Source organism: Alcaligenes sp. PF14 (genome assembly GCF_037150615.1).
Lineage (GTDB): Bacteria > Pseudomonadota > Gammaproteobacteria > Burkholderiales > Burkholderiaceae_B > Alcaligenes > Alcaligenes phenolicus.
On record NZ_JBAGRS010000006.1, the window covers coordinates 139,776 to 152,481 of the forward strand.

The 12,706-nt window shown below is 57.0% G+C and carries 13 protein-coding genes; 9 read left to right on the plus strand and 4 right to left on the minus strand.

The features are described 5' to 3' along the window. Positions 1 to 134 precede the first annotated feature (134 nt). Positions 135 to 1,706 carry an ABC transporter substrate-binding protein gene (locus tag WFM49_RS14115; protein WP_336973867.1) on the minus strand — a complete coding sequence of 524 codons (1,572 nt, stop codon included), beginning with the start codon at positions 1,704 to 1,706 and terminating at the stop codon, positions 135 to 137. Between the two features lie 213 nt (positions 1,707 to 1,919). Here WFM49_RS14115 and dinB point away from each other — a divergent pair, with 213 nt between their 5' ends. Both dinB and WFM49_RS14125 read left to right on the plus strand, forming a co-directional pair. Then, entirely contained in the window at positions 1,920 to 3,089 is a 1,170-nt protein-coding gene (gene dinB / locus WFM49_RS14120; protein WP_276607168.1) for a DNA polymerase IV, read from the plus strand. A 273-nt stretch (positions 3,090 to 3,362) separates the two neighbouring features. After that, positions 3,363 to 4,553: an acetylornithine transaminase gene (locus WFM49_RS14125; protein WP_336973870.1), complete on the plus strand. Its 1,191-nt coding sequence runs from the start codon at positions 3,363 to 3,365 to the stop codon at positions 4,551 to 4,553. A 116-nt stretch (positions 4,554 to 4,669) separates the two neighbouring features. Here WFM49_RS14125 and WFM49_RS14130 read toward each other — a convergent pair whose 3' ends face one another. The 3 genes from WFM49_RS14130 to WFM49_RS14140 are packed head-to-tail and all read right to left on the minus strand — an operon-like array spanning position 4,670 to position 5,570. Continuing rightward, positions 4,670 to 4,996 carry a helix-turn-helix domain-containing protein gene (locus WFM49_RS14130; protein WP_250756412.1) on the minus strand — a complete coding sequence of 109 codons (327 nt, stop codon included), beginning with the start codon at positions 4,994 to 4,996 and terminating at the stop codon, positions 4,670 to 4,672. Then, positions 4,980 to 5,243, minus strand: coding sequence for a type II toxin-antitoxin system RelE family toxin (locus tag WFM49_RS14135; RefSeq protein WP_035269329.1), 264 nt, complete (start codon positions 5,241 to 5,243; stop codon positions 4,980 to 4,982). Before WFM49_RS14135 ends, WFM49_RS14130 begins: the two co-directional genes overlap by 17 nt. A gap of 30 nt (positions 5,244 to 5,273) precedes the next feature. After that, positions 5,274 to 5,570, minus strand: coding sequence for a hypothetical protein (locus WFM49_RS14140; protein WP_336973875.1), 297 nt, complete (start codon positions 5,568 to 5,570; stop codon positions 5,274 to 5,276). A gap of 8 nt (positions 5,571 to 5,578) precedes the next feature. Here WFM49_RS14140 and WFM49_RS14145 point away from each other — a divergent pair, with 8 nt between their 5' ends. From WFM49_RS14145 to WFM49_RS14175, 7 genes are all read left to right on the plus strand, one after another. Then, on the plus strand, positions 5,579 to 6,406 hold the full coding sequence (locus tag WFM49_RS14145) for a MetQ/NlpA family ABC transporter substrate-binding protein (RefSeq protein WP_336973877.1): 828 nt from the start codon (positions 5,579 to 5,581) through the stop codon (positions 6,404 to 6,406). Next, entirely contained in the window at positions 6,406 to 7,248 is an 843-nt protein-coding gene (locus WFM49_RS14150) for a MetQ/NlpA family ABC transporter substrate-binding protein (RefSeq protein WP_336973880.1), read from the plus strand. Before WFM49_RS14145 ends, WFM49_RS14150 begins: the two co-directional genes overlap by 1 nt. Position 7,249: 1 nt before the next feature. Beyond that, complete coding sequence (locus WFM49_RS14155; protein ID WP_336973882.1) at positions 7,250 to 8,455, plus strand: methionine ABC transporter ATP-binding protein; 1,206 nt, start codon at positions 7,250 to 7,252, stop codon at positions 8,453 to 8,455. Beyond that, the gene (locus WFM49_RS14160) at positions 8,427 to 9,089 is read left to right on the plus strand and encodes a methionine ABC transporter permease (RefSeq protein WP_009461203.1); all 663 of its coding nucleotides are present in this window, start codon (positions 8,427 to 8,429) and stop codon (positions 9,087 to 9,089) included. The genes WFM49_RS14155 and WFM49_RS14160 overlap by 29 nt, the downstream gene beginning before the upstream one ends. Before the next feature lie 155 nt (positions 9,090 to 9,244). Next, complete coding sequence (locus WFM49_RS14165) at positions 9,245 to 10,510, plus strand: SfnB family sulfur acquisition oxidoreductase (protein WP_336973884.1); 1,266 nt, start codon at positions 9,245 to 9,247, stop codon at positions 10,508 to 10,510. A gap of 4 nt (positions 10,511 to 10,514) precedes the next feature. Then, positions 10,515 to 11,714: an SfnB family sulfur acquisition oxidoreductase gene (locus WFM49_RS14170; RefSeq protein WP_250756417.1), complete on the plus strand. Its 1,200-nt coding sequence runs from the start codon at positions 10,515 to 10,517 to the stop codon at positions 11,712 to 11,714. A gap of 165 nt (positions 11,715 to 11,879) precedes the next feature. Next, positions 11,880 to 12,704: a MetQ/NlpA family ABC transporter substrate-binding protein gene (locus WFM49_RS14175; protein WP_336973889.1), complete on the plus strand. Its 825-nt coding sequence runs from the start codon at positions 11,880 to 11,882 to the stop codon at positions 12,702 to 12,704. Positions 12,705 to 12,706 lie beyond the last annotated feature (2 nt).

The following is a 12,706-nucleotide window of genomic DNA, read 5'->3' on the forward strand; positions in this document are numbered from 1 at the left end:
CGAGGATCACTCGCGACCAGTGTCGTCCTTAATGTGTAAAAAGGGCCCGGCAAGGGGGCTGGTGTAGAAACGGATGACTACAGCGTAATGGGAACCAGCCCCGCACGGAGGCGGGGCTGGGGTATGAAAACAACTTAGTCGATGGTGGTCCATTGGGCCAGCATGCGGTTGTCCGCACGATGAATCACGTTGACCTTCTTGGCCATGGCCCAAGGAATGATCTGGTCATGCAGGGGAATGTGGCCCACTTCCTTGGCATGAATTTCCAGAACCTTGTGGATGGCCGCATCGCGCTTGGCGGTGTCGGTTTCGGTCTTGATCTGGTCGATCAAGGCGTCCACTTCGGCGTTTTCGTAGTTACCGAAGTTAAAGGAGCCGTCAGCGCCCTCGCCCTTGCTGTGCATCAGGCTTTGCAGGGTGTAGAGCGCATCAAAGGTCGGAACGCCCCAGCCAAACATGTAGGCGCTGCTGTCGTAGCTCTGAACTTTGGGGAAGTAGGTGGCGCGCGGCATGGCGTTCAGGTTGGCTTTCACGCCGACTTTGGCCCACATGCCCACAATGGCTTGGCAGATGGCTTCATCGTTGATGTAGCGATCGTTCGGGCAATCCAGGGTGAAGGTCAGGGAATTGTCGTAACCGGCTTCTTTCAGCAGTTCCTTGGCGCGGTCCTGGCTGTAAGGCAGGCGCTGGGCCAATTCCTTGGTGTAGCCGTGAACCTGAGGGGCCACCATGGTGCCGGTGGGGGCGGAAGAACCGCGCATCACGGCTTTCTTGATGGCTTCAATGTCGATGGCCACGTACAGGGCTTCACGCACACGCTGGTCAGCAAAGGGGTTCTTGCCCTTGATGCTGCTGTACTTCAGTTCCGGATTCTTTTGGTCCAGACCCAGGTAGATGGTGCGGTACTCGTTGCCTTCCACAATCTTGGTTTGCTGGCGCAGACGCTGCAAGTCCTGCGCAGGCGGGTCCAGAACCAGGTCCACTTCGCCCGATAGCAAGGCGGCGGTACGGGTGGCGTTCTGCTTGATCGGGACGTAGATCACTTCGGTGACGTTACCCACCTTGTTGCCCTTGTTCCACCATTCTTCGTTTTCGACAAAGACGGTGCGCACGTCCACTTCACGCGACTTCAGCTTGTAAGGGCCGGTACCGTTGGTGTTGCGAGCCGAGTAGGTTTCTTCGTTCTTGTTGAAGTCCTGAGGCTGGGTGACATTGTTCTTTTCCGACCAGGCCTTGTTCATGATGAACACACTGGTCAATTGGCGCAGCAGAACCGGGTTGGGCGCGGCGGTGATGATGTCCACCGTCTTGTCGTCCACTTTTTCAGCCTTGACGATGCCGTTCACGTAGGCCTTGAAGTTGGACGTAGGGGCCATGGCGCGCTGAATGGAGAACACCACGTCATCGGCGGTAAAGGGAGCGCCATCGTGGAATTTCACCCCTTCGCGCAGCGTAAAGCGCCACACTGTAGGTTCACGTTGTTCCCAGGCCGTGGCCAGGCTGGGCACAATCTGGAAATCCTTGTCGTAGTCCACCAGCGCCTCATAGACATACATGCTGCCTGTAATCGTGAGGTTTTCGTTCTGTGCGTGTGGGTCCAGCGTCATGAAGTCGCCCTGGCTGGACCAGGTAAGCGTTTTGCTGTGGCCCACCAAGGGCAGGGCGACCAGAGCTGCCAGCGCAGCAGCCAATACTGTTTTTTTCATGAAAACCTCCTGTTGGGGTGCTTGGTGTCGCTGATAGAGAGGCTGCATAGTAACCGGGCGCTTGCTGCCGATTCAATACGTAGTTTCAGCCTGCTGTCAGCTTAATGATGTTTAGTGATTTATATCATCCCGGCGCTTATTCAGTGGCTCTCGGTGCACCGCTGACTTGTCGCTATAATGGTGTACATATATACAGTTAACAGGCTGATCAAGGTGGCGGCACAAGAAGAAAAACCTCTGGAGCGGCGTATCGCTCATGTGGATATGGATGCGTTTTATGCCTCGGTGGAGCTGTTGCGCTACCCGCATTTGCGCGGCAGTCCCGTGGTGATTGGCGGGCGCAGTGCTGATGCGCCCAGGCAATTGCCCGATGGCAGCTGGCAACATGCCCGTCTGGCCGATTATGTTGGGCGCGGGGTGGCCACGACTTCGACCTATGAAGCGCGTCAGCTGGGTGTGTTCTCGGCCATGGGTTTAATGAAGGCGGCCCAACTGGCCCCCGATGCCATCTTGCTGCCTGCCGATTTTCAAGCTTACCGCCATTATTCGCGCTTGTTTAAACAGGCCGTAGCCACGGTCTCGGACCATATCGAGGATCGGGGTATCGACGAGATCTATGTAGACCTTAGCCATAAAACCGAAGACAGTCACGAGCTGGCTGAGCAGATCCGACAAGCCGTGAACCAGGCTACGGGCCTGACCTGTTCGGTAGGCATCACTCCCAACAAATTGCTCTCCAAAATTGCCTCGGAACTGAACAAGCCCAATGGGGCCTGTGTGCTGACCATGGACGATGTGCCTACCCGCATCTGGCCGCTGGCTGTGGGCAAGATCAATGGCATTGGTCCCAAGTCGGTCGTGAAACTGACGGAAATGGGCATTCAGAAGATCGGGGAACTGGCCGCCACACCTGCAGAAAAATTGCAGGAACATTTTGGCCTGCGCTACGCGCAATGGCTGATGGCCGTGGCTCAAGGCCAGGACGAGCGCCCCTTATCCACCGACCGCACGCCTAAATCCATCAGTCGTGAAACCACCTTCGAGCGTGATCTGCACGTGCGCATGGATCGGTCCCGCCTGTCTGCCGTGCTGGAGTCCCTGTGTGAAAAGCTGGAGCAGGATTTACGCAAATCCGCCATGTGCGCCCAAACCATAGGCATCAAGCTGAAGTTCGAGGACTTCAAAACCGTGACGCGCGACCTGTCCCTGCCCGCTCCCGTGCTGGCGGCGGATGCCATTTTGGCCGCCGCCCGCCAGAATCTGAAACGCGCCGTGCTGGATAGACGCCTGCGCCTGCTGGGTGTGAAAGCCAGCGCTCTGCTGCCCATCAGTGAAATGCCGCAGGAGCAGCCTCGTCAACTGGATCTGGACGGTTTGTTTTAGGCAGGCAGATCTTTGGAAGGCTGCTTGGATGACAGGTTTTATACAAACGCGTCCCGGCGACTCCCACCCCGATACCGTGCAAAGATTTCAGGCTTAAAACGCTTTGGCGCCTGCCAGGGCGCGGATGTGTACCAGAAAAGGGACAATCCACGGCCAGATGGCCATTGTCCCAGGCATAAGCGTCCTGCTGGGGGTGTGCTGCGTTAGAATTAATTGTCCAGCCGCCGGGCTGGTTTATTTTTTCTTCTTTCATTTTCATCAAGGTTTGCCGTTATGGAATTCGATCGGGCCGGTGTACGTGCATTAATGGAAATTACCCAGCGTCCGGAGTTGGTCTTTGTGCGAGGAGAAGGTTCCTGGCTGCAAGATCACAACGGCAAGCGATACCTGGACACCGTCCAGGGCTGGGCCGTGAACGCGCTGGGCCACAGCCCTGCCAACGTGATCAAGGCGATCACCGAACAAGCGTCCAAATTGATCAACCCCTCGCCTGCGTTCTACAACGAGCCCTCTATCGAGCTGGCCAAACGCATCGTGGAACACTCCTGCTTTGATCGCGTGTTCTTTGCCAACAGTGGTGGCGAAGCCAACGAAGGCGCCATCAAGCTGGCGCGCAAATGGGGTCAGATCAACAAGAACAACGCTTACAAGATCATTTCTTTTGAGCACTCTTTCCATGGCCGTACCCTGGCCACCATGTCCCTGTCCGGCAAACCCGGCTGGGATCGCATGTTCGCCCCTCAGGTCGACGGCTTTCCTAAAGCCAAACTGAATGATCTGGAATCCGTGCGCGCGCTGATCGACGATCAAACCGTGGGCATCATGCTCGAACCCGTACAGGGCGAGGCTGGTGTTATTCCCGCGACCGTGGAATTCATGAAGGGACTGCGCGCTCTGGCCGACGAGCACAAATTGCTGCTGATCGTGGACGAAGTGCAAACCGGCATGGGCCGTACTGGCACCATGTTTGCCTACGAACACTCGGGCATCCGTCCTGACATCATGACCCTGGGTAAAGGCATTGGTGGCGGCGTGCCTCTGTCGGCATTGTGTGCCCGCGAAGAAGTATCCTGCTTCCAGCCAGGCGACCAGGGCGGTACTTACAACGGTAACCCCCTGATGACCGCTGCTGGCGTGGCCGTGTTCGACGAACTGGCTGCTCCTGGCTTCCTGGATTCGGTCAACGCTCGCGCCAAGCAACTGTCCGAAGGCCTGCTGGCCATCAGCGCCAAGTGGGGCATGAACGGTGAGCGTGGTGAAGGCCTGTTGCGTGCTCTGATCCTGGATCAGGACGACGGCCCGGAAATCGTCGCTGCTGCTCGCGACCGCGCTCCAGAAGGCATGTTGCTGAACTCGCCACGTCCTAACCTGCTGCGTTTCATGCCAGCCCTGAACATCACGGCCGACGAAATCGACCTGATGTTGGCCTGGCTGGACGAAATCCTGGTCAAGGTTCGCGGCTAAGCGGCCAGCTTGCTGTAAAGAAATCCGCCTTCGGGCGGATTTTTTTTGGTCTTTGAATTTTTGTAGCCCTGCGGGTCTGGCGGCTTGGAGGGGACCTGCAAGCTGCCGTTCCTGGCTTAGAAGTCGAGTTGCTCAGGTGTAATCCCAAGCGCAGCTGCAATGCGCTCCAGGCTGCTTTTTCGCAGTCGTTCGCTGCTTTCCTGCTGTGCATAGGCAGATTGGCTGATACCCAGACGAGCGGCCAGCTCTGCCTGTGTCAGCCCAAGGTGTTCACGCCATGCCCGAACCGGTGTTGCACCGTCGATCGTGCTGCTGACGACGGCGTGGGGGATCAGCCCGCCGTCTTGGGTCTGGCTGGCGATGTAGTCCTGGTAGGGAATCACGACAAAAGCGGGATTGCCGTCCGGGCCATTGATGATCTGAATATTAGTACGTGCGTTCATCGCGCTTTCTCACTTCCTGGATGTCGATAATTCTTATCTCTACGTCCCAATCAAACAGGACGCGATAGTTTCCGATGCGCAGGCGATAGCCATACTGGTGATTCGTCAGCGCTTTGATGTTCTGCGATCCGGAGCAATTGGGCATGTCAGCCAAGTTGCCGACACCGTCGCGGATAGCGCCCTGGTGTTGCCTGTCGATCTTGCGCAGTTGTTTGGCGGCTTTGGGTGTCCAAAATATCGAGTTCATGGACAAAATATAAGTTAATTATAAGTTAAGTTACTTGATATAAGTTTGGAAAAATTGCGCGGAGGACGGCAAAAAACCATTTTTGACTCCTGTTCTTGCACTCCCACGGCTAACTTGAAACGCGCATGAAATATCACAAATGCCATCGTTGGCAGTATTTAGTTTATTTTCAAAAATAATATAAATATCAATAACTTGAGGTAATTTCATCCAGCAGTTAGCCAGCATAAGTAAATGATTGTTCTGTTGTGGTGTCAGGAGAATGGAGTCGATGTAATAGAAGCTTCCAAGATTTGCCTGCAAGCGCAGGCCCACCCCGTGAGGCACTGTTTACCATGCTCCAGCAACTGTCCAAACTCATCGTAGCTAGTGCCCTTGTGCTGGCTGTTTCTCCGGCCATTGCCGCCGATTCTTTACGCATTGGTGTGGTGCCGGGCGCCTATGCCGATTCCATCAATGCCGCGGCCCAGGATGCCAAGGCCCAAGGCATTAATGTCGAGGTGATCGAGTTCACCGACTGGACCACGCCCAATGTGGCGGTGGATAACGGCGATATTGATATCAATTACTTCCAGCATCAGCCTTTCCTGAAGAACGCCATCGAGAAAAACGGCTACAAGCTGGCCAGCGCGGGCACGGGTATTTTGGCCAATGTGGGAGTGTATTCGCTCAAGCATCAGGCGGTGGACCAGGTCCCTCAGGGCGGCAAGGTAGGCATTGCCAACGACCCCGTGAACCAGGGGCGTGGTCTGCTCTTGCTGCAAAAAGTCGGGTTGATCAAGCTCAAGCCAGAGGTCGGTTATCTGGGCAGCCTGGATGACATTGTGGAGAACCCCAAAAGGCTCAGCTTTGTGGAAGTAGAAGGCCCGCAGCTGGTGCGTATTACGGGTGATGTGGATATTGCCCAGGGCTATCCGCATTTCATCGTGGCGGCCAAAGCCTTTGATCCTTCCAGTGGTCTGGCCTACTCCGGTATTGAAGATGCGCAGTTTGCCATTCAGTTCGTGGTGAAAGCGGACCGTACCAACGATCCTGTCATTCAAAAGTTCATTTCCATCTATCAAAACTCGCAGTCTGTACGTGACGTGTCGCGTGCGGCATTCAATAACGACGAACGCCTCTACACCCTGGCCTGGCTGAATGCACAAGGAGGGGCGAAATAATGGCTGCGATCTTCTCCTCTCGTCTGCAGCGTTGGGCGCTGGGCATTCTGTTTGCCGCTGCCCTGCCGTTCAGCAGCTCTGCCGCCGTGATCAAAGTGGGTTCCATTCCCGGTGCAACCTCGGATGCGGTGCAAGCGCTGATCCCGGAAGGCAAGAAGCAGGGTCTGGATATTCAGCTGGTGGAATTTACGGATTGGACGCTGCCCAATGAGGCCGTCAATAACCGCGATATTGATGTGAATTTCTTCCAGCACCAAGCCTTTCTCAACAATGCCATCAAAGAGCGTGGTTACGACCTGGAATTGATTGGTCTGGGCTTGCTGCAAAACATTGGCTTGTACTCGAACAAGTACCAATCTTTGGAGCAGGTGCCCAAGGGGGCAACCGTGTCCTTGCCGAATGATCCAGTCAATCAGGGCCGTGGCCTGTTGCTGCTGCAAAAAGCGGGCCTGATCACCTTGCGTCATGGTCTGGATACCGGAGCCACGGTCAATGATGTGTTGGACAACCCCAAGCAGCTCAAGCTGGTGGAAATTGAAGGCCCGCAACTGATCCATTCCTTGCCGGATGTGGATTTGGCCGTAGTCTGGCCCAGCTATTTCGTCAGCGCTGGCCGCAAGGCGGATGCGGGCAAGGCCCTGGTCTATTCCGGCATTGCCGACACCTTTTATGCAATGGGTTTTGTTACGCGCAAAGATCGCGTCAACGACCCTGCCCTGAAACAGTTCGTGGAGCTGTTCCAGCAGTCGCAGGCGGTACGCAACACGATTGCAGACCGCTTTGATCACAACCCCCATCTGTACACCTTGCCCTGGCAAGGCAGCAGCACAGCGAGCAAGTGATATGGCATACACATCAGCGCTACGGCGTAATTTGGACGAGCTGCGGGACACCGCCGAACAGGCCGCAGGACAGCGCGAGGTTCACAAGGCCAGTGCGTCTGTCAAAGCGGAACTGGAACAGCAGCCCAGCGTCGTCAAGGCGGGCAGCGTGGCCTTCCGTAATCTGTCCAAAATCTATCAGTCCTCGGCAGGCGCCGTGCCTGCCTTGCAGGACATTGATCTGGACATCGCGCCAGGCAGCATCTTCGGCATTATTGGCCGTAGCGGCGCGGGTAAATCCAGCTTGCTGCGCACCATCAACCGGCTGGAGCGCCCGAGCAGCGGCCAGGTACTGGTGGATGGCGTGGATATTGCCCGCTTGAATGAATCGGAACTGGTGCAGCTGCGTCGCCGCATTGGCATGATTTTTCAGCACTTCAATTTGTTGTCTGCCAAAACGGTGTACGAGAACGTGGCTTTGCCCTTGAAGGTGGCCGGGGTGTCGGCACAAGACATTGCTCAGCGTGTTCAGGAACTGCTGCAACTGGTCGGCTTGCAAGATAAGGCCGATACCTATCCCAGTCGTTTGTCGGGTGGGCAAAAGCAGCGCGTGGGCATTGCTCGCGCCTTGGCAACCGGCCCGGAGATTTTGCTGTGTGACGAAGCCACTTCGGCGCTGGACCCGGAGACCACGCAATCCATTCTGAGTTTGCTCAAGGACATTAACCGCCGCCTGGGCATTACCGTCGTGCTGATTACGCACGAGATGAGCGTGATCCGTGAAATTGCCGACCGCGTGCTGGTGCTGGAAAAAGGCCGCATTGCCGAACTGGGCGAGGTCTGGCGTGTGTTTGGCAAACCGCAGCATGACGCCACCAAGGCGCTGCTGGCCCCCTTGCAGCACACACTGCCGGAGGACTTGCAGGCACGTCTGGTACAGCAGCCTCCTAAAACTGGCACGTACAGCCGCATCCTGCAATTGAGCTATAGCGGCGAAGGTGGCTGGGAGCCGGATTTGCTGCGCATTGCCCGCAGCCTGCCCGGCCAGCCGCAGCTGGTGCATGGCGGCGTGGACCGCATCCAGGGCCATGCGCATGGGCGTTTGCTGGTCGCCATTGAGGGGCATGTAAGCCTGCCCGATTTGAAATCCCTGACGCAAGGCCCGGCGGCCATCGCGCATCACATTGAGGACATTGGATATGTTGTGGAATCTGAGTATCCCCGCTGAGCGTTATTGGCAGGCTTTTCTGGACACGCTGATGATGGTGGGCGTGTCGGGGGGCATTGCCTTTCTGGCCGGTATTCCGCTGGCGGTGCTCTTGATTGTGACGGCCCCCCATGGTTTTTGGGAGTCGCCCAAGATCAACCGGGCGGTGGGTAGCGTGGTCAATGGTTTCCGGGCCACGCCCTTCATTGTTTTGCTGGTTGCGCTGATTCCTTTCACGCGCTTGCTGGCAGGCACCACGATTGGGGTGTGGGCGGCCATTGTGCCCTTGGCGATTAGCGCCACGCCTTTCTTTGCCCGTATTGCCGAGGTCAGCCTGCGCGAGGTGGACTCCGGCCTGATTGAAGCGGCTCAAGCCATGGGCTGCAAGAAGTGGGACATCGTGCGCCATGTCTACTTGCCCGAGGCGCTGCCCGGCATTGTGGGTGGTTTCACCATCACTATCGTGGCTTTGATCAGCTCGTCTGCCATGGCGGGTGCAGTTGGTGCCGGTGGCCTGGGTGACTTGGCAATCCGCTATGGCTATCAGCGTTTTGACACGCAGGTGATGTTGATCGTGATTGCCGTGTTGATTGCTTTAGTGACTGTGGTGCAGTTTGCCGGCGACCGCTACGTGCAGTGGCTGCGCGCACGTTGATCCGAGTTCAGCCAAGGGCTGGCGCACGTAGTGGCGTCGCCTTGGCAACGAATGTGATGTTTTTTATTTGCTCGAACGACCTGTCTTGAGCCGTGACGCAGGTGCTGGAAGCTGCGTCTATCCCTACCGTTTTTAGTCATTGAAAAGAGTGCCGTATGAATGATCGGATTACTCAGGGCGGAGCTTTGCCCCAAGCATCTGCAAAGCCGCGTCTGCCCTTGCCCCCCCAACAGCCGCATGTGATTGGCAGTGAAGCCGAAGCCCTCGCCATTGCCCGGCAATTGGCTGCTGAATTTGCCCAAACTGCTGCCGAGCGCGATCGCCTGCGCCAGCTTCCCTGGGACGAGATAGAGCGCTATACCGCCAGCGGCTTGGGTACCATCACTATTCCCAAAGCCTATGGCGGCCTGGAAGTTTCCAATGAAACGCTGGTACAGGTTTTTGCCATCATCAGCGCGGCTGACCCTTCTCTGGGGCAGATCCCGCAAAACCATTTCGCGCTGATCCAGAACCTGCAAGACACCGGCACTGAATCTCAAAAGCAGCGTTGGTTCAAGGCGGTGCTGCAAGGCGCGCGTTTAGGTAATGGCGGGCCGGAAAAAAAGGGCAAGGCAGCGGTGATTACCGACATCACTGCCCATCTTGCTCGGGCAGCGGATGGCCGCTTGTGCGTTAGCGGCACACGCTTTTATTCAACCGGGGCCTTGTTCGCCCATTGGATTCCTTTCCGGGCTGCGGATGAGCAAGGCCGTGGCGTACAGGTCTGGGTGCGTCGTGATGCGCCCGGCGTGCAGGTGATTGATGACTGGAACGCTTTTGGGCAACGCACCACCGCCAGTGGCAGTGTGGTGTTCGAGCAGGTCCTGGTCGAGGAAGACCATGTGCTGGAAAGCTGGCGTTTTGTGGACAAGCCTTCCCTGTCGGGTCCTATTTCTCAACTGATTCAAGCCAGTATTGATGCCGGTATCGCTCAGGGGGCCTTGCAGGATGCACTGGAATTTGTCCGTAATCGTGCGCGCCCCTGGACCGATTCGGGTGTGGCCAGTGCCACGCAGGACCCTCATATCATTCAGGAAGTCGGGGCCTTGCAGATTGAGGTGGATGCCGCTCAGGAAGTTTTGCTGGAGGCAGCGCGTTTGCTGGATGAGTTGGCCGCCAAGCCCGTGGATGCAGACAGCAGCGCCCGTGCTTCCGTGGCTGTTGCCGAGGCCAAAATCCTGACGACGGAAGCCGCCTTGAATGCCAGCGAACAGCTCTTTGCCTTGGCCGGCTCGTCGTCCACCCGTGCGGCTCATAATCTGGATCGCCACTGGCGCAACGCCCGCGTGCACACCTTGCATGACCCGGTGCGCTGGAAATATCACTTGCTGGGTAATTACCTGCTCAATGGCGCCTCGCCGTCTTATCACCAATGGAACTGAGGCCATGACAACACAGCTTTCTACATCCGTACACATCATCCAGTCCGAGGCCGAAGCGCTGCAAGCCGCCGAGCAGTTTGCACAATCCATTGCCCAGGATGCGCTGGAGCGTGATCGCGACCGTATCTTGCCGCATCGAGAGGTGGAGCAATTCAGTCAAAGTGGCTTATGGGGCATTACGGTCCCCAAAGAATACGGCGGCGCGGGCGTTTCCGCCGATGTGCTCACCCGTGTCGTGCAGCGCATTGCCAAGGCCGATGGCAACTTTGGCCATATCCCGCAAAACCACTATTACGCGTTGGAAGTGTTGCGCGTGGGGGCGACGCACGAGCAAAAAGCCTTTTTCTACGATCAAGTGCTGCAAGGCAAACGCTTTGGCAATGCATTGGCAGAGATCGGCAAGAAGGACTTTGTCCGTCGCACGCAGTTGCTGAAAGAACCCGATGGCTGGTTTGTGGATGGCCGCAAATTCTATTGCACGGGCTCGCTGTTTGCACACTGGATTCCCACGCTGACGACCTCGCCTGATGATGGCCGCCTGTATCTGGTTTTTGTACCGCGTGGGGCTGCAGGCGTCACGCTGACAGACGATTGGGACGGCTTTGGCCAACGTGTCACAGGCAGTGGGTCGGTGGAGTTCACGCGTGTTCCTGTGCAGCCGCAATGGGTTGTGCCGTTCACGGATTCCTTCGAGCGTCCGACCACCATTGGCCCCTATGCCCAGATCATCCATGCAGCACTGGATTTGGGCATAGGCCAAGGGGCTTTTGCGGCCACCTTGCCCTTTATCCGCGAGCACAGCCGCCCCTGGATTACCGCTGGCGTGGACAGCGCCGCACAGGACCCCTTGCTGCTGCAGGAGGTGGGCAATGTGCATGTGCGTTTGCGTGCCGCGCAAGCGCTACTGGCCCGCGCCGCCCGCTTTGTGGACGCCGCCCAGCAAGCACCGGATGAGGACAGCGTGGCTGAGGCCTCCATTGCCGTTGCGCAGGCCAAGGCTTTGGCGACCAGTGCCAGTGTGCTGGCAGGCAGCAAGTTATTTGAACTGGCAGGCACCAGCGCTACGCAGGCCCAGCATGGGCTGGATCGCTACTGGCGTAACGCCCGAGTCCATACCTTGCATGACCCGGTGCGCTGGAAGTACCACGCCATTGGCAATTACGCCCTGAATGGAGTGCGCCCGCCGCGCCATGGTGCTTTGTGATGCCACCTGGAAAGCTGTGTTTGGGCATGGCTGCAGGGGTGAGGAAGCGTTGCGCAGTATGGCTCAAAGCATGTCAGTAAATACGTTCCAGCAAGACACATATGCGCTTCGATATGGCCTGTTTTCCAGGCCACAGATCTTTCTCTTTTATCTGGATGTTGATTGATGACTATCTCGAAGATTTTGAAAAAACTGACGGCGTTTAGCCTGGTTTCTACTGCTGTTTTGTTGAGCAGCACAGCGACCGCTGCGCCATTGAAAATCGGCGTTGTTCCCGGCATTTTTGCGGACTCGGTAGCCGTTGCCGCGCAGGAGGCCAAGAAGCAGGGTGTGGATGTGCATGTGATCGAATTTACCGATTGGGCCACACCGAATGTGGCGCTGGATGCGGGCGATATTGATCTGAACTACTACCAGAACAGTAATTACCTGGCCAATGCCGTGCGCGACAAGGGCTTCAAGCTGGTCAGCGTGCAGCCGGGCATTTTGTCTTACCTGGGCCTGTATTCTCTCAAGCACGCCACGCTGGCCGATTTGCCCGATGGCGCAAAAGTGGCGATTGCCAGTGACGCCGTCAACGTAGGCCGTGGGTTGCGTCTGTTACAGCATGCAGGTTTGATCACGCTGCGCCCCGAGACCGGCTTGCTGGGCACTCCCGATGACATTGTTTCCAACCCCAAGAACCTGAAGTTTGTGGAAGTGGAAGGCCCGCAATTGGCACGTGCCACGCAGGACGTGGATCTGGCTCAAGGCTTTCCGTATTTCATCCTGGCCTCCAAAGCCTTTGATGCTACGAAAGCCTTGTCCTTGACCAGTTACGAGGACGACTCCTGGGCGATTCAGTTTGTGGCCCGTAGCGACAAGACGAAAGACCCGCGCATTGCCCAGTTCCTGGAGGTCTACAAAACATCGCCTGCGGTGCGCGAGGCAATCGATCAGTTCTACCAGGGCGAGAAAAAGCTGTATCGCCTGACCTGGTTGCCGCATTAAGC